Here is a 21901-nt window from a genome sequence, read left to right on the forward strand (position 1 = left end):
TGTTGCGTCTACACACTCCCCCCACTCCCCACCTCCCCACTGCCCCTAATCCCCACGACCGACAGGGAGTGGGGGCCGATGAGTTCCCCATTGCCCCCCAACCCCACAAAGTGGGGACCCCTAGCCCCCCATCGCCCCTTATCCCCAGAGGGGACCCCCGCCTTCCCCATCTCCCACCTCCCCCAACCCCCGATCACTAACATGGGAAATCAAGTAATACTAATCAAGCATCCATTAATTCAGCATAAACTGACGCTCATGCGTAAGGCTGAAACTAGTACGGCAAAGTTTCGCTTTCTCCTCAAAGAAATTAGTATGTTGTTGGCATATGAGGTAACGCGAGACTTACAGCTCAAATGTGAACTAATTCAAACACCCTTAGCCCCGATGAATGCCCCTGTTTTGGCATCAGACAAAAAGCTGGTAATAATTTCTATTCAACGGGCAGGACAGGGAATTTTGGACGGAATGCTAGAGCTGATACCATCAGCACGAGTGGGACATATTGGTTTATACCGCGATCCCAAAACTTTGATTCCTGTCGAGTATTATTTCAAAGTTCCCCACGATATAAACAAGCGAGATGTGGTGATAGTAGATCCCATGCTGGCAACTGGCAATTCTGCTGTCGCAGCAGTAGAAAGACTCAAATCCACTAATCCGCAATCAATCAAGTTTGTTTGCTTGCTTGCTGCACCAGAAGGAATCGAACATTTCACCCAAGTACACCCTGATGTACCTATATACACTGCGGCTATAGATGAAAAGTTGGATGAGCATGGCTACATCGTTCCCGGATTAGGAGATGCTGGGGATAGATTATTTGGAACTAAATGAGCTAGCCACTACCAATTTTGGCTGTTTACTATTTTTGTTAAGGCAGAAGGAAAAAATTTAAGCATTAATCCTTTCTGCCTTATAGTACCTACTTCGACAAGTTAATACGCATTTATAAACATCATTATGTATTCACTCTGTTTCCAAATATACGGTAAATTGCTGATGGAATATATTGATTTTTATACAAATAAACTGCATATCTGCTTATTTTATGGTTCTTGTGGTGAATATTTGGATACCATCGCCATCTATTTATCACAAATGCTACGGTATTAAATGTTGTGCAATGTAAAACCACAGGGTGTCCACATTTACCAAAAGTATTAATACTTATTATGTATTTAAATATGAAAATCTTCTAAATGTTTTCCTGACTACAAATTCAGGAAAATTATTGACACTATGAAATGTCTGGCAAAACTCACTTTTGCGAGAGATTGGTACAAGTAAAAATTTCAAGGGCAAATTATCTGTCCTTTTACTCCAGACTCTGAAATCAGTTTGGAGCAAAAGAAATATTTTCTACACAAAATCTGCACACAGATTTTGATAGTTATGTTTGGTGTTTGGGCTTTTCTAATATAGGAAATTAATATGTCAGCACCTACTATTGGACAATTAGAGAGAGAAATTTCCAATCGTATCCGTTCTCTGTATAATGTTGAACTTGGTTTACGTCCTACGAAAATTAATTGCCATTTTTTTCATGGAGAATTAGCAATTACTCTCGAAAATTCTGTGACTAAAGTTGAGCAAATTTTAATGAAATATGGTTCTGATATTCTAGCGGAGCAAGTTAGAATCGATCTAGACAGAATGATGGTTCCGCAGATTCAAGATTTGATTGAGGAAGTGATTGGTAAACCTGTATTAGACTTAATTAGCCATACAAATTTAACAACCGGACGTACAGGAATAATTGTTTTTATCGAAAATTTACCCGAGGTTCGCAATCCTCAAGCTATTCCCAAAGCTCGTAAAAAAAATGTCGCAGTTAACAGTTAGTGGTTTGTGGTGTAAGAGACCATTTATAAAGTAAATCTTAAGTAAATCTTAAGTAGGGTGTGTTACGGCTTTAGCCTAACGCACCCTGTTAGCCCTGCTTAGTTAAAAGAGTGTAATAAGCTAAGATGGCGACGAAGACAAAATTGTATTTGATGGAAATTAAAGGGTTTGGCAATGCAATCAACAGCTCCCGTCTGGAGAGCGGGATTGAAATCTTCTGCACTGCTTCCAGATGTTAGCCCAATAATTGGTATTTGATTGGTTTCTGGATTACGCTTGAGATAATAAATCACTTGGATACTACTCAAGTCAGGCAGAACCATATCTAAAAAAATTAAATCTGGTTTATGAGTTTGTGCCAGAATTAAAGCTTTTACCCCTTGTTTGGCACACATGGATGAAAATTGTAGTTTTTTAAGATAACTATTGAGAATTTCTAATTCATGTAGATTTGGTTCTACAACCAAAATCAATGGCTGCCCATGCATAAACATTAAGAACCCTCACACATCAAGTCAGTATTTGGGAAAAATCTTCGCTAATGAGGTGATTTTTCTCAAAAGATGTACGAGGTTTCCTCCAGGCGGCCTATGCGACTATGTGCGGTCTGAAACGGATGAACTCGTGTGTGACTGACTAGGTTGGGCATCTGCGCTGCTGTTGAGGATAGAACAACCACAAGCTAGTGGCAACACCAAGCTGATATGTTGCTAGTAAATGTACGTATAGTCAAGAGCTAGTTGACAAATCTTTATCTTGGGGATCGGGGATTGGGGAACTCACAGGCCCCCACGACCGTAGGGAGTGGGGATTAGGGGCAACAGGGATTGGGGATTGGTAATAGTTAAAACCAACACCCAATACCCAACCACTAATGTACAGACGCGAGGAACATCGCGTCTGTACCCACTAACCACTAACCATTGACTACCAGTGACGGTGCATATGCTCTTCTAACAGCATTTTGGCTCTTGGTTTGTAAATTAGATGAAACAAAGACTCAGCGTAACGTAGTAACTCCTCGCGTTGTTCTTTGGAGGTGTAGTTCCAGAAGCTGTAGATTTTTGCTAGAGATAACAGGCGATTGGTATGGATTTTCCAAGTATAGTTGCTATAGACACGCTCTTGGCTGCGCTGAGAAATTTCGTTCCAGTAGTTGGGGTTTTGGTCACACTTAGAAATGAATTTTAAGATGATCTCTGCCATTTCTGTGTGGTCAGTGGGGTTAATGTAGAATCCATTGATCTGATCTTGAATGATTTCCAAAGGCCCACCAAAGCGAGTCGCAAAGGTAGGTAGCCCGCTAATCATTGCTTCTAGAATTGTTAAACCAAAGGCTTCAAATAAGGCTGGTTGGACAAAAATTCCTTGACGATCGCCTATCACCCGATAAACTTCACCAGAGTCATCCTTGGATAAACGCACGCCTAACCACCTAATTTTGCCGTGCAAGTCGTACTGATCGATAATTTGGTAAAGTTTCTCAATTTCGCTAATTTCTTCGTGATCGGTAGAATCTTCACTCTTGAGTTTACCTGCGATGAGGATGAGATTGCAGTGTTCTTGTAGTTCTTGGCTTTTACCAAAGCATTCTGCTAAACCAGTGAGATTTTTAATCCTGTCTAATCGCGCCATAGAAAATATGGGGCGCTTGCTGGGATCTGCTAGTTTACCAAAAACTTGAGTTGCATCTTCGAGGGTAAACAAGAGGTTTTCCAAACGTGAGCGATCGCTTAAATTTCGCTCCCCTATCCTAGAGTAAGGAAAATAGACATCCTCATTCACACCAGGGGGAACAATATTAAACTTGGGACTAAATAACTCAATGCCGCTCAGCACATGGTATAAATCCGGCATGGTAAAAGATTGATAAGACTCGTACTGACCAACGCTATCTTGTGTACCAACAATTTCTTGGTAAGTGCTACTAACAATGAAATTTGCCCCATTCATCGCAATTAAATCTGCTGTGAATTGTAAGGAGAAGTGGTACTTTTCCTCTAGGTCTTGCCAATAAAGATTACTGAAGAGATACTTAGATTTTTCTAGGGCGTGGGCAATAATGCATTGGGTAACATTCATCCGCCGTGCTAGCAAAAATGCTACCAAATTGCCGTCAGAATAGTTACCGACAATCAAATCGGGTTTACCTTGTAACTGTTCTATTAACTCTTGTTCAGCATCAATAGCAAAGGTTTCTAAGTAAGGCCAAATTTCAAACCGAGAAATCCAATTTTGCGTCAGTTGGGGATTATATTCTCGAAAAGGTACGCGCAAAATCCAAGCATTAGCAGTATCGTAAATTTTCTCTAGCTTCTGATTACAGGTAGTATCCTCACTATTGGGGATCAAACGCGTCAGGACAATCACTTTTGGTTGAATGCTAAGCACATCCAATCCTGATAGTTCGATGTTCTCTTGAAGTTGCTTTTCTAGCCCTTTTACCTGGTCGAGAATATAGACTACCTGTCCACCTGTATCTGGTCTTCCTAGTACCCCTTCCTGTCCAAACCAGCCGTGAGGAGAAACCAAAAGAATACGGAAAATCATCGGTATGCGAGAAATGAAATTTTCTAGTACCTGATGATCTGGTGAATCTATCAACTGATCCAACATTTCCAGAGTTTCCTGTACCCGATAGGCGGTGTTTCCCCAACCAGGTTCAAAACCAAGATTTTGTAATTCTGTGCAGAAATTTTTGTAAGCTGTATCAGCTCGATACTTTCTTAGTAAAATTAATGCCCGCTTCACACAGTCAGATAACTGTTGTTGCGTTTGGATACGTTCATTAATGAGCAGTTGAGCATCATTGTAGCGGTGCAGACGCAGAAAATTAAACAAAGCATCTTGCCACTGACGACTGTCATCAAACAGTTTGCTAGATAGGTAGCGGTTGAGAAAAGCTACACCTTTGCCAATATTTTTAGGATCGCGGATTACAGGCGAATAGTCATAGAAGGGTTGAAAATCTATTTTCAGGACTTCACCTTCTTGGGGATGATAGCGATTAACTAAGCGATCGCGCAAATTTAATAGTTCTTGAATGCTAATCGCCTCTACTGTGAAATCTTCTAATAACCGATAAGCTTGTTGAGTAGCAATTTGAGGACGGATGACAAAACAAACACTTTCGGTATCTAAAATAATTTCTTGAGTAAAAGAAACTAATTTACTCAAATTAGAACTGTGGTAAATATGCTCAGAATTTTCCTGCTTTTGGCAGTAATCATGAAATGAATTCAAAATTTCATTGCGTAGCAAATACTTTTTTTCTAACTGACGCAACAAACTAATAAACTGCCGTAAATTATTTTTATCATCACTTTTCAAAATCTCTTGAATTAAATCAAACATTTACAAACCTCCTCTACACCTTGTTGGGAACTTGATGAGTTAATTGCGATTTTGGGACAAAAATTGGAGGTTAATAATGGAATGCATTCCATCAAAGTTAACCCCAATCTTCATTACCTCTGAAATTGTTTGTGTTCTACCCTGTGGGTATATATGCGTCTATTGTGTAGACTGTGGTACACTGCTAAGCAGCCACATCAAATAAGTATTATTTACAGCAAAAACCAACCTTTTATGGGTAAAAAGGCTAAGCTTTTCCTTTGACTCTTGGCAGGAATGCTATATATCCCAAGTTAAATCCCTGCCTAAAAGGCATATCAACAGTAAGTTATTTTTTACTTCCTGTTTAGAAAATTGTCATCGAGTCACCCAGGTTTTTAACTGTAAATAGATTAAGTAAAAAAAGAATGTTAAATGCACTCAAAAAAACTGTTTGTAGTAAAAAAATTACTTTTTAGACGATTTTTAGGCTTTTTAAGCCATTTACTACAAACTTTATTTGAATTTTACCAGCTAATTTAAGCTGATAATAATTTTCAAACAATTAATGTTTTTAACCGAAATTTGTGACAATATTTTATTTGTCAACAAAATGTAACAATAACATTCGTATAGTCAAGGGTTAATGGTTAGTAGTTAGTGGTTAGTGGTTAGTAGTTGATTGTTGATTGTTGTACAGACGTGCCATGGCACGTCTGTACAGTGGTTAGTAGTTGTTTACTACTCCTCACACCCCTCAGACTCCTCAGACTCCTCACACCCCTCAGACTCCTCAGACTCCTCACACCCTCCCTTGTGATCAAAAGGGATTGGCAATAATGGAAAAGTACAAACCGTTTTCCTGCCATGAGTCCTTATCCTCAGAACCGATTGAGATTAAAGGAATCCCCCAATCAAGGCGAGCAGTAAGATAGTCTTGGAGTTGTAAGCGCAGTCCTAATCCTACGGATAGCAGAGTATTGCTATCGAGTTCTACTTGAAAGTCGGATCTACCAGAATCATTCCAACCATTGCCAAAATCCACAAAGGGAGCAAGCTGCAAAAAGTTGTTGCGTCCTGAGAAGCGAACGACGGGTACTCGTACTTCCGCAGATAAAAAAATGCCGTTATCTGTTAATAAAGCATCCTGACCATAGCCCCGGACGCTATCTAGACCCCCAATACCAATTTGTTCAAAGGGAATGAGTGGTCTATCTGCTAGTTGTAAATCACCTCGTAGCAGCAATAAAGTATCGCGGGCTAATAAGCGCACCCATTGGGCTTGTCCTCTCCAGGAGACAAAACGAGTATCAGGGAAAGTTTCGTTGATGGTGGCATCAAAAAGATCAAGTCCAACACTAAATTGAGAACGCATCGCAAATACTTGCTGGGTATCGCGAGAAACCCACTCTTGAAAAAAGCGCACAGCAGTTACCCGTGTTCTTCCTTCTGCGTCTGTACCTGTTCCAGGAAAAGGAACTTCCCCATCCAAAAAGGTGGCTTTGCTGCGGCGATGACTTGTTGTGATACCTAAAGTAAATTCTTGAGTTGGTTTTTGTAGTAGAGGCTGACGCAGGGTTAGTTCGTAGTAACTGGAGTTGGACTGAATATCAAGGACATCAAAGGGTCTTTCTATAACAGTGTTGTCAGAAAAACCGTAGCTAAACGACAAAGTACCATTGCGGGGGTTGAGGGGCAGAGTATAATTTATATCAAAGGCATTACTACCATCCGTATTGGCGTAAACAGCGCTAATGCTATCGCCCCATCCAGACAGATTAGCTTCGTTTGCTTGTATTTGCCGACGAAAACTGCCGACGGCAGGCGATCGCCCATTATCCAAAATCAACTGTACGTTAAAACTATCGGCTTCCTTGACTTGTACTTCTAGTAAGCTTTGTCCAGGGCGAGTTCCTGCTGAGAGTTCTGCTGATAAGTTTGCAATTAAGGGATTAAGTTGTAATAATTGCAATGCTTCTAACAAGCGATCGCGGTTCAGGGGTGGCTTTGTGGCAATAGCAAGGCGACTTTGCAGATATTTAGGGTTAAGTCTGTGGGTACCTATTATTTTTATATCTTCTAATCCCCCCTCAACTACCCTAATTTCCACTACACCATTCTGTAATTTTTGTGGTGGAATATAAGCTCCAGATGTAATGTATCCTTGATCTACATAAAATTGAGTAATCTTTGAACGAAGTTGAAATAGTTCTGCAAAGGTAATTGGACGATTAGTAAAAGGTTCAGTAATTTGGTCAAAGTCTTCAGGGCTAAAAACAGTACTGCCTGTGACTTGAAATTTTTTCACAACAATAGTTTGAGGAACTTCACCGCTTGGGGTTGCTTCTGGAGTCGGAGTTGTTGTACCAGGAGGTTGCAGTAATTCCTCTGGGGGTGGTAGAGGTGTTGGTGGTGACTGTTCTGGTAATGGCTGAGTTGAGGGTGGTTTACCAGGTTCAGGTCTAATATTTGGAACTTGAGCAGTTTTGTAAGTTGGTATTTGCGTTGTTTTAGTTACTTGCGCTTTCAACGGCTTGATTGTTGTTGCACTAAAAATTACTACTACGCTCAACCAACACCAGTATTTGCACATATTTAGTTGAAATTGAATTTTACTGGGCATGGTAAGAGCTATGTAACACGCATGAGCATTGGACAACTATAAAAAGATTAATTTTTTACTAACTGTTATTCCCTATATATCAACAATTAATCCTTGCTGAAAGAATAAGAAAAATCAACAAAACTATTCTAGTTTTTGGTAAAACTTTGTTTGTAATATTTTTGACTTGATATTATTTTTTTGAGATTGATTATTATTATCTAAATTTGCTGCTCCAAAAACTTGAAATTAACGAAACCATATTCAAAATCTAAATTTTTAAATTGGTAGATTAAGTTATTTACCGTAATTTTATAGTTAAAACTTATACTGTTTGTCAACAAGCAAATGTTTATTAATTAACATGATTATTTATACAATAACTTGTTAGTTTCAAAGCTTAAACCAAAAGGACTATAGTTGCAAGTACTTACCGCTTAAATAATATTAAAAAAACTTGATTAGTAAAGTAAAAAATGTATTTTTTATTACTCTAAAAATAGAAGATATACTAAGATTTTTCTCTAAAAAAGTAGTTTTTATGATATTTATAGTTTTAATAAGAATAATTTTACGTGTAAAAATATACAATAATCTAATGCAATATGGTTCAGTTAAGGATTTTTAGTACAAAAAATTGATCTGTAGAGACGCGCTGTTTGAAGCGTCTCTACAAAGGATTGTGGGCTTATCTGAACGTATTGGAATCTAATGTAAATTTTGTCACAATCTAGCTTGTCTACTACTCGACCACATAAGTTTTGAATCTTTGCGAGGGTTTAGATCCCCGACTTTTTTAAAAAGTCGGGGATCTAGCTAACCTATCAAAATCAATTTAGTAAACTATTACTTGCAAATGGGTTAATTGTTTAATCTGAGAATGTTTATCAAACTCACATTAATATAAACTTGATGAGCAAAAATAATGATCGCCTGATTTTTCTCCAACAGGTAGGCGATCGCTGAGCAAGAAATATACTAAATATTTAAGGTTTTTTAGTCTATTAAACCTGCTTCTCTTGCACGAATTTGAGTTATTATTCTGATATTTTTACCTTGGTTTTTTAATTCATGACAATCAATTCCTAAAGCTTCTTGAAGTTTATCCCAATAGTGACGCACCATGCGTTCTGAGACACAAATATTTTCAGCAATCGCTTTATCTTGTAACCCTTCTTGAAAAGCTAGATTTAACAGTCTTAAGCACTCTGGTTTGATTTCTAATTCCGAGTAGGTAGACTGGATATCTTTAATATGAGTTAATCCTTGTAATGCCCAACTAACTCTAATAAGCATTTCCTGACTAGAGAGACTTTTATCAGCAACTGTAAAGCCTCCTTTATGTGTATCAATTGCAGACTTTATCCGCACTAATTTTTTCACATGTTCACTTTGAACTACAATATTAAGCTTAGGATAGTTATTGAGTAAATCTTTGAGTAATTGTATACCGGTACTATTTCGTGCTATTACCCCCTGTTTTTCTGGTAAAAAAATATCCATGATAACTAAATCAGGTTCTAGCAACGAAATTTGATTTAAAACATTTTCGGCAGTGTTGGCAGTCATTATTTTTGCATGTGGGTATTGAGAGTGTAGTAACCTAAGTACTCCACTCAGGCATATTTCATGACCATCAATCACAAATATTTGTAGCCTAGCGTGTGATAAATCTTTGTTCATGCTGTATTACTCACATTTCAATACTTTTCGGAATTGAATTCTTTTCTGCTACATCACCGCAGAAATTATGAAATCAGTAATTACTGGAGTAGAAACAAGCAGAAATTTTGATCACTCTCATAAAGCGAAAACCTAAAACATGAAATATTAAGCCAAGATTTTGATCAACAGGATGAACGTAGACTTTCAAAACACGTCTACTTGCTGTATCTGTAGTAATACTTCTCAAATCAATGAGTATATTACGAGTTTTGTTACAAAATTTAACTTTTGTGGCTGTAAAGAATATTCAGTATATTTAATTAATAACCGAAAAATGTGAAAGCGATCGCACCTCCTAGTAAAAATTTAATATCTGTTACTAGGTAAAAAGATTAAATCCACTGTTTCACCTACTATTAAACCTAAGCCCGCTAACAAAGTTAATAACAATAATGCATCTCGTTTGCTAAACCCAACAAAACGTAACTCTATTTCTGCTAATACTGTAGTTGCTAATGGCGTGATTATAAAAGTAAAAAATATCGGTAAAAATGCTACTAAAATAACCGATGAACTTAAAGCAAGGACAACAATTAAGACTTGAGAACCGTAATTCAATAGGCGATTCAACCAAGATAAACTCCGCCCCACTAAAGCTAATACCAAAGCAACTACTAATACTCCTACAACCCAAACAATATGATTAACAGACAAATACCATCCTAAAAAAGCATAAGCCAGCCAATGTAACACTAAAGGTGTCCAAGGGAACTGGTTAAAAAATTCAATATTCATAACCTACTTGTTCATATAAATTTACCTTTTTCATATAGGTGGATAAAGTGTTGTCAGAAGATGAACAACAAATTAAATATTAGACATAATATCTGTACTCATGCATATTCCATCAGAGAGAAGCTGAAAAAATATTTAACCTATTTATACAAATAATTATTTATAGATTTTCAATTCCAGGTATCAAAAATAACCTTATATTTGACTAGATATTGGGGAATCTGGGATATCACTGCGGGAAAACACCACGAGTATATAGATTTAAGTCAAGCGTAAGCTATGAGAAATTAGACCTGTATTAATTTTGCAAACTATTTCAGAAATAAGTCTTAAGAATGAGTTCGATCTAGGATTTAATTAGTAGCTCTTGACAGAGGAGAATTACTATGTTCTTGATGCATAAACCCTCAGGAACTCTAGTCGAGATTTTGACTCTAGACCGACTCTTCAACCCCTGTATCAAAGAAGTAATGGGAGTAACTCACGCAGGCGAAGAATTACAGGAACCTGATTCATACGTAAAGTGGGAAATGATGTTTCCCTCTGGTGAGTCTTTACCGCGTTGTTGGCTAGATTCCCACTATCGTGATACGGAACACTCTATTCGTAATCAGGATTTTAGTGTTGCTGGTAATGGGTAATGGAATGGTTAGTGGTTATTAATCATCATTCCCCATTACCGATCCCCGTTCCCTTTTATTGTTCTGGTTGCAATGCTGTAAAACTTCTTAATACAGCAACTTAAGTATGAGTTTGAGCCAAGGATATTCTTTCTTGAGAAGGTCGTTATTCTCCAAGGACATACCTATGGTTGAGATCAGAAAGATTTTATGCTGTTCTAGTTCTGATTAAAAACCATGCAAGCTCAATCGGAAGCATACACCCTCAATCCCAAAATAGAAAGAATTGCCAACATTTTGCGCCTTGTTGCTTGGGTTAGCTTCTGGTTACAGCTTGGGTTGGGAGCTGCTTCCGCACTAATGCTGATATTTGCCATCTCAGGTCGTAGCTTTAGTCAATCAGTAGCACCCACCCCAGGAGTACCAGTTCCTACTTACACTCAAGGTACAACCCCTGGACTTAGCATTAGTATATTTTGGGGAGTTTGTGGGATTTTAGCTCTGTTATTTACTCTTTACTTAGCTTTTCGCATCACTCGCTTTGCTAAACGACTCCGCAATCCTAATCCCGCCTTACATCCACAAAAAACGGAAGTGATGAAAGTGCTGCGGGTTGCTGTGATTGCTGGTTTTGTTGGCATGTTACTGACAATTCTGGGAGGAGGCTCAGGTTTAGGTGTTTTACTCTCAAAATCTATCGCCCAACCCCAAGGAGTAGCAATCTATGACCCGAATCGTATTATTCGCTCGCTCGACATTTTTGTCGCTACGGCTAGTATGACTGGTATCACTGCCCATTTTATTGGCACAGTTGCTTCTTTGGGACTTTTTAATTGGCTACATCCTGAGTTGTAAGCAACTTGTCCAATTTATAAGAAACAGAGAAACAGATAAATTGTAGAGACGTTGATTATCTACCGTCTCTACAAACAAACTGAGATATTTTTTTGCTGTGCATTCACCCAAATGATGGCAGGCTTGCCAGAGAGTTTACACCTTGTACCAACAAAGAACCAATGATATTGAGTACTAAAAATGCCAAGATCGGAGAGAAATCTATTCCACCTAAGGGGGGAATAATATTACGGAAAATGTTCAAATAGGGGTCAGTGATTTGGCTCAAAGCAGCAAATGGTTGATTGTACCAGTTGATGTTGGGGAACCAAGTCAGTAGAACCCTAATAATCAACAGGGTGCTATAAATATTGATGAAAGTAGCAAGTGTGGAAATCAGTAAATACATGGATTGGTTAGTTTCCTTTCCTGTGTAAGTGTCTATTTTGGTCTTATATCTTAGATTTTAAGCTAGCTCAGGTCATGGTGTATGTTTTCACCAAATCAGTTAACAGTTAACAGTTACCAGTTTAATTTGATAACTGATAACTGATAAGTCGTTCCCCTTCCCAACTTTCAAGCATCTTTTGTGAGAGGCCTTTCATTTACCGCCTGACCAGAGTTACTATTAACGTTGCCCAGTTGCTGCCGCACTTCATCTATTGTGGCATTTAACTGGGCTATTTTATCTTCTAGCGATCGCCGTGCTGTTTCCATCTCCATGCTGTCGGTTTCTGAACTCTTCATCTGACGTCGTCGCAGAGATAATTTTTTTGGCTTCTGTTGGGTTCATAGAGATTTGCTCCTCTTGTTCTGCTGCTAACTCGCTATCGCCGCGAGAAGCAACAACTGCACCCAAAACACCACCTACTACACTGCCAACTATCGCCCCGAAGAAAAAACCACTTGCAAAACCATCACGCTGACTCATATCTATTACCACCAATAAAAAAAGCTGCACTTTTGGGTTGTTTAATAAGTTTCCACTTCTAGCTGCATACTAGCTTAAGTCCCAAAGGTGCGATCGCCTGCATCCCCCAAACCTGGGACAATAAATCCCCGCTCATTTACTTGCTCATCTATGGTCGCAGTGTAAATTATTAAACCAGGATAAGCCGCGCCTAATTTTTGTAAAGCTGGGGGAGCTGCTACTACAGAAATAATTCTGGTTAAAGACGGGTCGACTCCCCGTTGTGTTAATTCTTCCATTGCCTTAATAATTGATCCGCCTGTAGCCAACATCGGATCGGTAATTAGTACTCGTGTTTGAGGATGAAATTTTTCTGGAAGTTTGTTCAAGTAACAAGATGGTTGTAAAGTTGTTTCGTCCCGCACTAAACCAAGATGGTAAATTGATGCCAATGGTAGTAATGTTTGCGCTCCTTCTAGCAATCCTAAACCTGCTCGCAAAATTGGCACTACTGCCATTGGAACTTCTGGATCAATATAAGTTGCCGGACAGATACCTAAAGGACTCTGCACCGTTGTATCTTGAGTAGGCAACCATTCTCGGGCAGCTTCATAAGTAAGCCAGCGTCCCAATTCAGTCATAGCACTGCGAAATAATACTGAAGGTGTGGCAGCGTCGCGGGCAACTGCTAACCAATGCTTGATTAAGGGATGCGGTGGAACATAAACACGCAATTGTAGCGTCATAGCCGGAATTAGGCGTTCTGCGATTGTATAACAACTGAAACATCATAATACTCTTTCTGATATCCGGCTATTAGCTAAAATAGGCACTCACTCCAAAATTATTGATAATATTTTTCATTAATAATTGACAGTCTTTCTCAATCAAAGTTATATTAATAGTCAGTGTTCTCCTCTCTTTAAGGATCGGCAGACGGGATTGGCCAGCGATCGCGGGCTTTTCCCTCTTTTTTTTGGGAATCGGGGAACTCACAGGCCCCCACAACCTTAGGGAGTGGGGATTAGGGGCAACGGGGATAAGGGATCGGGGAAGTAAATACGTAGAATATGGTAATTTTAATTGTTATATACAATACAGAATTTTAAATAAAGTCTTGTTGATATGACTAACTCCATACCAAAATTTCCCAATCCCCGCTCCCTGATCACCGATCCCTATTATGATGCAATTATCATTGGTTCTGGGATTGGTGGTCTGGTGACAGCAACTCAATTGGCTGCGAAAGGGGCCAAAGTACTTGTTTTAGAACGCTATCTCATTCCAGGTGGCAGCGCTGGCTATTTTGAAAGACATGGTTATCGCTTCGATGTTGGCGCTTCGATGATTTTTGGGTTTGGACAACGTGGTACAACCAACTTACTTACCCGCGCTTTAGATGCTGTAAATGTCAGCTTAGAAGTAATTCCCGATATGGTACAGATTCATTACCATCTGCCTAATGGTCTTGATCTGAAGGTTGAGCAGAATTACGAAAAGTTCTTACAAAATCTCATTGCCTATTTTCCCCACGAAGCAAAGGGTATTCGTCGGTTTTATGACGCATGTTGGCGAGTATTTAACTGCTTAAATTGCATGGATCTTTTGTCTTTAGAAGAGCCACGCTATTTGATGCGGATGTTTTTTCAGCATCCTTTGGCTTGTTTGCGATTATTAAGGTATTTGCCACAAAATGCTGGAGATGTAGCGCGACGATATATAAAAGACCCCCTATTGTTGAAATTTATCGATATGGAATGCTATTGCTGGTCAGTAGTACCAGCGGACATGACACCAATGATCAATGCGGGAATGGTGTTTTCCGACAGACACTATGGTGGTGTGAACTATCCTAAAGGTGGTGTGGGTCAAATCGCTCAAAAGCTTGTAGAAGGTCTGATTCAAGCTGGAGGTAACATTAGATACCAAGCGACAGTCACGCAAATACTCACAGAAAAGGGACGAGCCGTAGGTGTAAAATTAGCTAATGGTCAAATCTATTGTGCTAAGCGCATTGTTTCTAATGCTACACGTTGGGATACTTTTCATAAATTACTACCACAAAAAAATTTTCCATCTAATGAGAAAAAATGGCAGCAATCATATCAGAAATCGCCTAGCTTTTTGAGTCTGCATATGGGTATTAAGGCGTCTTGTTTACCTGCCAAGACAGAATGTCATCACATTTTGTTGGAAGACTGGGAGAAAATGGCAGATTCTGAAGGTACTATATTTGTGTCGATTCCGACGTTGCTTGACCCGAATTTAGCACCAGCTGGTTATCATATCGTTCACGCCTTTACGCCACATTGGATAAATGATTGGCAAGGTTTATCTGTAAAGAATTATGAAGCAAACAAAGAAAAAGCTGCTAGTCGAATTATTGAACGCTTGGAGAAGATATTTCCGGGGTTAGATGCAGGGTTAGATTACCTAGAAGTAGGAACACCACGCACTCATCGTCGCTTTTTAGGTCGTGAGGATGGTACTTACGGGCCGATACCGCGACGTAAATTGCGGGGATTGCTAGCAATGCCGTTTAATAGAACAGCAGTTCCAGGACTTTATTGTGTGGGAGATAGTACATTTCCTGGACAGGGTTTGAATGCAGTGGCTTTTTCTGGTTTTGCTTGCGCCCATCGGATAGCGGTAGATTTGGGGTTGAATTAGGAATTATGAAGGATGAGACTATATTGTTTTTATCCCTTACCCTTTCCCTTGTTTGACTAATGTGGCCAGACAAGCCATGAGAATAAAGTAATTTTATATACTGACATAAACTATTTTTACCCAATTTAAAAAGTATAAAATCCTGTTTTATATAGATTGCCTCCTCAAATATTTAGCCAAGACTTGTATATTCACAAAATTTTTGAAAAAATAACAAACATAATGATCTGTACTATCAAAAGTAACAATACCAATTAAAAAGCAAAAAATAATACATTAACTTTTGTTAGATAAAGTTTTTTAATCTAAAATGTCTAACTATCAGGGTTTCTAGATGACAAAATCATCCAAATTGTAACTTTCAGTAGAAAGGCGCATCTACAATTGCCAGCTATATTTTGGGGAGTTGATTGTGAATTCGATTGGCGTTACTCTCAGAAGTTCAGCGCAAAAAATACCATCGTATAAGTTAATGTAAATTATCTCCCCTGGTTGTTTTACCATCTTTTGCTTCTTACTGTAATGGAATACCAGGTGCTAGATCATATTTTAAATAAACAAAAACTTTCTACTAGATTTGAAAGTTTGGCAGTAGACGGAAACTTTTACATCACAGATACATCTGAACAAGTAAACAGGTTTGCTGTTCGTCCTCAAGAAGCCATACCAGGAAAAGATGTACGGCTGGCTTTTCCTGAGTTAGTTGGGTTAGAAGAGGTACTATTATCAGTTTTAGAAGGTGAGCAAGAACTGTTTGAATTAGAAGAAATTAATAGATTCTCAGAACATAAATATGAAATATATATCAATATATATATCATTAGGGAAACTAGTAAAAAAGAAGATAAGAAGTATTTAATTATCCTGATTGAAGATGTTACAGAGAGGATGCTCCTCAAACAAAAGCTGTTACAAAGAGCCAATGAAGCTAATCTTTTATCCAGTATTTTAATTTCTTATAAAAACTATATGGATAAAGTTTTAGCATCAATGGCAGATGCTTTAATAGTAACAAATAAGTCGGGGAAGATCAAAAGAGTAAATCGTGTAGCGATAGAATTATTTGGTTATTCGGAAGCAGAGTTGGTTAAGCAACAAATATCCATATTGATGGATGATAATCAGAAATTTTTTCCAGAGGCAATTCAACAAAATTACTTTTTAAAGAACATTTTACAGAGTATAGAGATAATTTGTCGAACAAAAACAGGAGAAAAATTATTAATTTCTTTTTCCTGTTCTGTTATGCAGAAAAAAATCGATGGTTTAGAAGATATCGTTTACATTGGCAGAGATATTACTGCGAAGCAGAATCTCTACAGACGCGATTGCGCCCAATATGCCATTACCAAAATTTTATCAGAATCAAAAAATATTAAGCAAGCCATACCACAGATTTTGCAAGCAATTTGTGAGAGTTTAGGATGGGATCTAGGAGAACTATGGACAGCAAATCAATACATAGCTGCATCAGGAAATAAAAGTGGTAGAAAACCTGTGCTTAGGTGTGTAGAAATTTGGTCTGCACGAACAGTTACAGTCAGAGAATTTAAAGCAATTACCTGGCAGACTATATATACTCCTGGTGTTGGTTTACCTGGGCGAATCTGGGTAACGCGTTTGCCGGAGTGGCTTAAGGATGTGGCTGAAGATCACAACTGTGTGCGATCGCAATTTGCTCATGCTGCTGGTTTACATGCTGCATTTGGTTTTCCCATCCTCAGCAAAAATGAAATTTATGGAGTCATGATTTTCTTTAGTCGCGATGTCCAACCGCAAGATGCAGACTTACTACAAATTATGCTTACAATTGGTAGCCAAATTGCTCAGTTTATCAAACGTAAGCAAGCAGAAGCAGCCCTTTTAGAAAGTGAAGAAAGATATCGAGATTTATTTGAAAATGCTAACGATTTAATTCAAAGCGTTACTCCTCAGGGTAATTTTGTGTATGTCAATCGTGCTTGGCGGGAAACTTTGGGATACAGTGAAGCTGAAATTGCCCAGATGAATATTTTTGATATTATTCATCCTGATTTTAGAGCTAAGTATCGGCATATTTTTAATCGGATGATGTTAGGAGAAAAGTTTGAGCAGGTAGAAGTTGCATTTATTACGAAAAACGGAGAAAAAATATTTGTCGAAGGTAAAGTTAACTGCAAGTTTGCTGGGGGAAAACCAGTTGCGAACCGTGGCATTTTTCGCAACATCACTCGCCGAGTCGCCGCAGAAGAAGCATTGCGTCATCAACAAGAACAAACTGAACGCTTGTTGTTGAATATTTTTCCCCAAGAAATTACCAATCGTCTCAAACAGCAACCGAGTACGATCGCAGAAGACTTTGCAGATGTGACTGTTCTATTTGCGGATATTGTTGGCTTTACTGAAATTGCTTCTAAGTTGAATGCAACTCAATTAGTAAACTTACTCAATCAAATTTTTTCAGTTTTTGACTATCTGAGTGAAAAATACCGTTTAGAAAAAATTAAGACTATCGGTGATGCTTATATGGTGGTTGGTGGTTTACCTACACCCCATCCCAATCATCCCCAAGCGATCGCCCACATGGCGCTGGATATGCTAGATGCGATCGCTAAATTCAACACCGAGAACCAGCAAAAATTCAGCATTCGTATCGGTATTCACACTGGGGCAGTAGTAGCTGGGGTAATTGGTATCAAAAAGTTTACTTATGATCTATGGGGAGACACGGTTAACATTGCCAGTCGTATGGAATCGCAGGGTTTAGCAGGCAAAATTCAAGTAACAGAAGTTACTTATAAGCTTTTACGTAATGAATTTTATTTAGAAAAGCGAGGCGAAATTTTAATTAAGGGTAAAGGAAAAATGATGACTTATTTGTTAATGGGGCGGAAGTGAGAAGTAGAAGGCAGAGGGTAGATGGCAGAAGTATCAATATTAACACTTCACCCTTTATACTTCATAATTCACGTATAATCTGAGTTAAAACTATAGCAACAATTATATTTTTATAATCGAACACAGATAAACACAGATACACACAGATAGATTATCGGTGTTCCATGAGTGTTCATCTGTGTTCGTTAATTAAAATCTTACTCTGGACAATTACCAAAAAATCTTAATATTGCTTCTTCAATTCACAGTCTTATACCATTTCACAAAATTATTGATACAAATCTTCCCCCTTGTCTTCCTTGTCCTCCTTTTCTTCCTGGTCGCCAAATGTATCAGACTTATAGTGAAACGGTATTACGTAATTCATACTTCCCTAGCAATAGCCAGCGCCCGCCGTACAGCAGCATCGCTGTTGACAACACCGTAGCCGTAGACTGTATCATAACCAGGATCACCAAGATCGCAAGCAGTATCCGAAAGAATCGAGCGTATCTGTGTGGCTGTTAACCCTTGATTAACACTCCAGACTAATGATGCAATTCCTGTAACATTTGCTGTTGCTGCGGAAGTGCCGCTGAAATAGTTTATGTAGTCAAATTTACTGTAGAAAGATTCGGAGGTGTTGCGATTAGCACTGGTAGAGGTAAATTCTGCTGGGGCCATGAGAGTCAAACCTTCCCCATAATTAGAACCATACCACTTTATACCTGCACTCGGATAATCAACTCTTGTTCCTGGTGTTTTCGCATTGCCGTAGTAGTCTTGAGTTCCCCAACAAGCCCCAACTGAGATGACGTTTTGGTACTTTTTAGCTAAATCAGCAGGACTTGAAATAGTACTCTGATTACCATTACCAGCAGCGATGACAAACAAAACATCGTCTTGGTTGTTCGCAATTAGCTGTTCAAATGCTGTAGAGTATCCACCAGCGAGGCTGAGGTTAATAACTAAACGCTTATTTTGACTATCTGCCCAATTTATTAATATCTGTGTGGCATCAGCTAAACTATAATCTCCAGAGTTACCACCAACAACATCGACATGCATCAGTGCAGAATTCCAGTTGATGCCAGCGATACCAATATTATTATTGCTAGCAGCGGCGATCGCTCCTTGGACTAAAGTTCCGTGAGAATCAGATGAATATTCATCAAAATAGTTAGAACTAATACTGTTGGTAAATCGTAAATCTGGGTGAAGGTAGCCGTTAATGTCAGTTGCTAATCCTGTATCTTCAATTCCCAGTAGTATCTGATCTGAACCTGTTGTGAACCGCCATGCTTTGTGCACATCCATCATGTGCAAGTTCCATTGTTTGCTAAATAGCGGATCATTGGGTATTACCGACAAGTCAATTACAGTATCTGCAAACTTGATTGTGTCGATACCTTCAAATAAAATTTGCTTACCATCAGAGAAAGCGATCGCATCAAACACACGGGCGACTGAATCACCAGGATCGTAAACTACACCACCATTTGCAGTGTTAGCGTAGTTAAACGCTTGGACTTGTGTAGATACAAAAGCAGAGAGATCCAGTATATCTCGCCCTCCGCTACCAAAGTCGATATTGCCTTTGCCAGAAAATACAGTTTGTGTAGAAGTCGGTGTATATACAAACGTATCTGCTCTGAGTGTAGCTTGGTTACTGACAGCAGTTGCAGGTGTGATAGATGTGCTATTGGTAGACTCTAGTTGATCTGAACTTTGAATTACTGGCGTAGAATCTGGCGGTGTTAATGATAAACGTAGATTGTAAAAAGTTTGATTGCCGTTGTATGGATAAATCTGTACGTAATAGGTTCCGGCTGTTAAAGTACTAGTAATAAATTCATCAGTATTAGTAATATTGGCAGAACCCGCCAGAATCTCACCCTGCCAATTCAACAATCGCATATCTGCATCCGCACCCAAATCTTGGAGTGACAGAGTGACATCGCCGTCAGTGTTGATGTTGAACTTGTAGTAATCGTAGCTGTCGGATTTACCTACCCAATCTGTATAGCTAATAGGTTCTGTATTCGCTGAGATTTCACCTATATCCCAAGCTGTATCAATAGTGTTACCTGCATTGTCAATCGGTGTAGCCGAAACACTCAAGTCATATTTAGTTTTAGCTTTACCCTGAGAATAAACTCGAATCTGGTAAGTACCGGCTTCTAAAATCTGGGTGATTGATTCGGCTTTTTTACCAGTACGCTTAGAAGCAGCAATGACTTCTCCCTTGTCTGCTACACCATTGCCATTCACATCCCGAATCAACTCGACATTGGCATTGGCACTCAAGCGAGTCAAGTCAAGCTGAAAACTACTCTTACCTTCAAGTGTGAATTGGTAATAATCGATTGGATCTTTAAGAGAAACTTTATCAGTAAAAATCTCCGAATTATTTGTAAATGTAAAACTTCTAGCCTTATTTAAGGAATTGCCAGCAAGATCCGATGACATTTTTCACCTGGTATCTCAAACTACAGATAACTTTAATTACTTACATCATCTGTTTCTTTCGTGAGAAAATAACCTGATTATACATGTCTTTAATCAATCAGCATCAAAATTTTACCATAGCTTCACAATTAACCTGCGTAATTTTACTAGGACACCAGACTATGGGGTTTGGGAGTACAGCCAAAATTTGGATATCCTGTTGGTGGCTTGAACAAAATCTTAAACACATAAACAATGCTGGCTTTAATTAACTCTGTAAATCCCTGGCTAGTGGGAGTGGCGTTAAATTCTATCTTGTTAGTTGTGGCTTGGATCGCTCCCAAAAAGCTACTCACAAGCGTTGGTTACTTCCACGCTTGGTTACTAGGTGTCTTGATTTGGGGGACATTAGGTTGGCAAGGATATATAGTTGTAATGTTCTATTTTCTGGTTGGTTCCTTTGTCACACGCATAGGCATGGCCCAAAAAGAAGCTGAAGGTATTGCCGAAAAGCGTTCTGGTGCCAGAGGGCCAGAAAATGTTTGGGGTTCAGCTTTAATTGGGACACTGTGCGCTTTAGGAGTAGGAATGCTAGACTTGGGAACCCTTCCCATTACCCAATCTCTGATTGCTGATCTCCGATCCCTACTACTCCTGGGTTATGTAGCCAGTTTTAGTACCAAGTTGTCTGATACTTGTGCTAGTGAAGTAGGGAAAGCCTATGGCAAAAGTACTTTCTTGATTACCACCCTACAACCAGTTCCCCGTGGAACTGAGGGAGCAGTAAGTTTAGAAGGAACCTTAGCTGGGGTAGTGGCTTCAGTGGTGATTGCTTTTGTGGGTTGGGCTGTTGGTTTAGTTGAACTTTTGGGTGTACTTTGGTGCGTAGTCGCAGCATTGATTGCCACAAATTTAGAAAGTGTCATTGGAGCAACATTGCAATCAAAGTACACTTGGTTAACGAACGAATTAGTGAATATTTTAAATACATTAATCGGTGCGATCGCAGCGATTTTTTTAGCTTGGTTTTGGGCAATTACAGTTGCTTAATCTCAACAGGCAAGAGTCAGGAGATTGTAATTCTAATAACGTGAGATTGTCAGCTCATTTTGAATGCGTAGTTATTTTTCCCGAGCGACACTAGTTGTTTCTGCCATACTCTCATAATCATTTTCCGATACTAGGTAGATATTTTTACGATATATTTACAAGATGGAGTTGCCACTCTGTCTTGTAAGTCTTACTATGGCTATATAAACTTGGCATGATCCTGCCAATTCAATTACGAATTTCCTCTGAGGAATAAATGTATAAATATTTTTA

At 38.8% G+C, this 21901-nt stretch carries 15 protein-coding genes and 1 pseudogene; 7 read left to right on the plus strand and 9 right to left on the minus strand.

The window, feature by feature from the left end; all coding sequences use genetic code 11:
- Window positions 1–201 precede the first annotated feature (201 nt).
- Both upp (UYI_RS0125020) and UYI_RS0125025 read left to right on the plus strand, forming a co-directional pair.
- A complete protein-coding gene (gene upp, locus UYI_RS0125020) occupies window positions 202–837 on the plus strand; it encodes a uracil phosphoribosyltransferase (protein ID WP_026086159.1) in 636 nt (211 codons plus the stop codon).
- A gap of 597 nt (window positions 838–1434) precedes the next feature.
- The gene (locus tag UYI_RS0125025; protein ID WP_016869423.1) at window positions 1435–1845 is read left to right on the plus strand and encodes a DUF2294 domain-containing protein; all 411 of its coding nucleotides are present in this window, start codon (window positions 1435–1437) and stop codon (window positions 1843–1845) included.
- 98 nt (window positions 1846–1943) lie between these two features.
- On the opposite strand, the gene UYI_RS0125030 is transcribed toward UYI_RS0125025, so the two are convergent.
- The 5 genes from UYI_RS0125030 to UYI_RS0125050 all read right to left on the minus strand — a co-directional run bounded on the left by UYI_RS0125030 (window position 1944) and on the right by UYI_RS0125050 (window position 10240).
- Window positions 1944–2333: a response regulator gene (locus UYI_RS0125030; protein ID WP_235148016.1), complete on the minus strand. Its 390-nt coding sequence runs from the start codon at window positions 2331–2333 to the stop codon at window positions 1944–1946.
- Between the two features lie 439 nt (window positions 2334–2772).
- On the minus strand, window positions 2773–5199 hold the full coding sequence (locus UYI_RS0125035; protein WP_016869425.1) for a sucrose synthase: 2427 nt from the start codon (window positions 5197–5199) through the stop codon (window positions 2773–2775).
- 799 nt (window positions 5200–5998) lie between these two features.
- Window positions 5999–7801 carry a ShlB/FhaC/HecB family hemolysin secretion/activation protein gene (locus UYI_RS0125040; RefSeq protein ID WP_016869426.1) on the minus strand — a complete coding sequence of 601 codons (1803 nt, stop codon included), beginning with the start codon at window positions 7799–7801 and terminating at the stop codon, window positions 5999–6001.
- 975 nt (window positions 7802–8776) lie between these two features.
- The gene (locus UYI_RS0125045) at window positions 8777–9463 is read right to left on the minus strand and encodes a response regulator (protein WP_026086160.1); all 687 of its coding nucleotides are present in this window, start codon (window positions 9461–9463) and stop codon (window positions 8777–8779) included.
- 348 nt (window positions 9464–9811) lie between these two features.
- Window positions 9812–10240 (minus strand): hypothetical protein, encoded by a 429-nt coding sequence (locus tag UYI_RS0125050; protein WP_016869428.1) that lies wholly within the window; start codon window positions 10238–10240, stop codon window positions 9812–9814.
- A gap of 386 nt (window positions 10241–10626) precedes the next feature.
- On the opposite strand from UYI_RS0125050, the gene UYI_RS0125055 reads away from it, so the two are divergent.
- Window positions 10627–10881, plus strand: coding sequence for a hypothetical protein (locus tag UYI_RS0125055; protein ID WP_016869429.1), 255 nt, complete (start codon window positions 10627–10629; stop codon window positions 10879–10881).
- Between the two features lie 216 nt (window positions 10882–11097).
- Window positions 11098–11715, plus strand: coding sequence for a DUF3611 family protein (locus UYI_RS0125060; protein ID WP_016869430.1), 618 nt, complete (start codon window positions 11098–11100; stop codon window positions 11713–11715).
- 103 nt (window positions 11716–11818) lie between these two features.
- Here the strand turns inward: UYI_RS0125060 and UYI_RS0125065 are convergent, their stop codons facing one another.
- From UYI_RS0125065 to upp (UYI_RS0125075), 3 genes and pseudogenes are all read right to left on the minus strand, one after another.
- On the minus strand, window positions 11819–12103 hold the full coding sequence (locus UYI_RS0125065) for a YggT family protein (protein WP_016869431.1): 285 nt from the start codon (window positions 12101–12103) through the stop codon (window positions 11819–11821).
- A gap of 167 nt (window positions 12104–12270) precedes the next feature.
- Window positions 12271–12625 (minus strand): annotated as a pseudogene (locus tag UYI_RS33385) (hypothetical protein).
- 74 nt (window positions 12626–12699) lie between these two features.
- The gene (gene upp, locus UYI_RS0125075; RefSeq protein ID WP_016869432.1) at window positions 12700–13350 is read right to left on the minus strand and encodes a uracil phosphoribosyltransferase; all 651 of its coding nucleotides are present in this window, start codon (window positions 13348–13350) and stop codon (window positions 12700–12702) included.
- 379 nt (window positions 13351–13729) lie between these two features.
- Between upp (UYI_RS0125075) and crtH the strand changes: the two genes are divergently transcribed.
- A complete protein-coding gene (gene crtH / locus UYI_RS0125080; RefSeq protein ID WP_016869433.1) occupies window positions 13730–15274 on the plus strand; it encodes a carotenoid isomerase in 1545 nt (514 codons plus the stop codon).
- 534 nt (window positions 15275–15808) lie between these two features.
- The gene (locus tag UYI_RS0125085) at window positions 15809–18151 is read left to right on the plus strand and encodes an adenylate/guanylate cyclase domain-containing protein (RefSeq protein WP_308410457.1); all 2343 of its coding nucleotides are present in this window, start codon (window positions 15809–15811) and stop codon (window positions 18149–18151) included.
- 363 nt (window positions 18152–18514) lie between these two features.
- On the opposite strand, the gene UYI_RS0125095 is transcribed toward UYI_RS0125085, so the two are convergent.
- Window positions 18515–20599, minus strand: coding sequence for a S8 family serine peptidase (locus UYI_RS0125095; RefSeq protein WP_016869436.1), 2085 nt, complete (start codon window positions 20597–20599; stop codon window positions 18515–18517).
- Window positions 20600–20833: 234 nt separating this feature from the next.
- Between UYI_RS0125095 and UYI_RS0125100 the strand changes: the two genes are divergently transcribed.
- Window positions 20834–21628, plus strand: a complete 795-nt coding sequence (locus tag UYI_RS0125100) for a TIGR00297 family protein (RefSeq protein ID WP_016869437.1) — start codon at window positions 20834–20836, stop codon at window positions 21626–21628.
- Window positions 21629–21901 lie beyond the last annotated feature (273 nt).

The organism is Fischerella muscicola PCC 7414, assembly GCF_000317205.1.
Classification (GTDB): domain Bacteria; phylum Cyanobacteriota; class Cyanobacteriia; order Cyanobacteriales; family Nostocaceae; genus Fischerella; species Fischerella muscicola.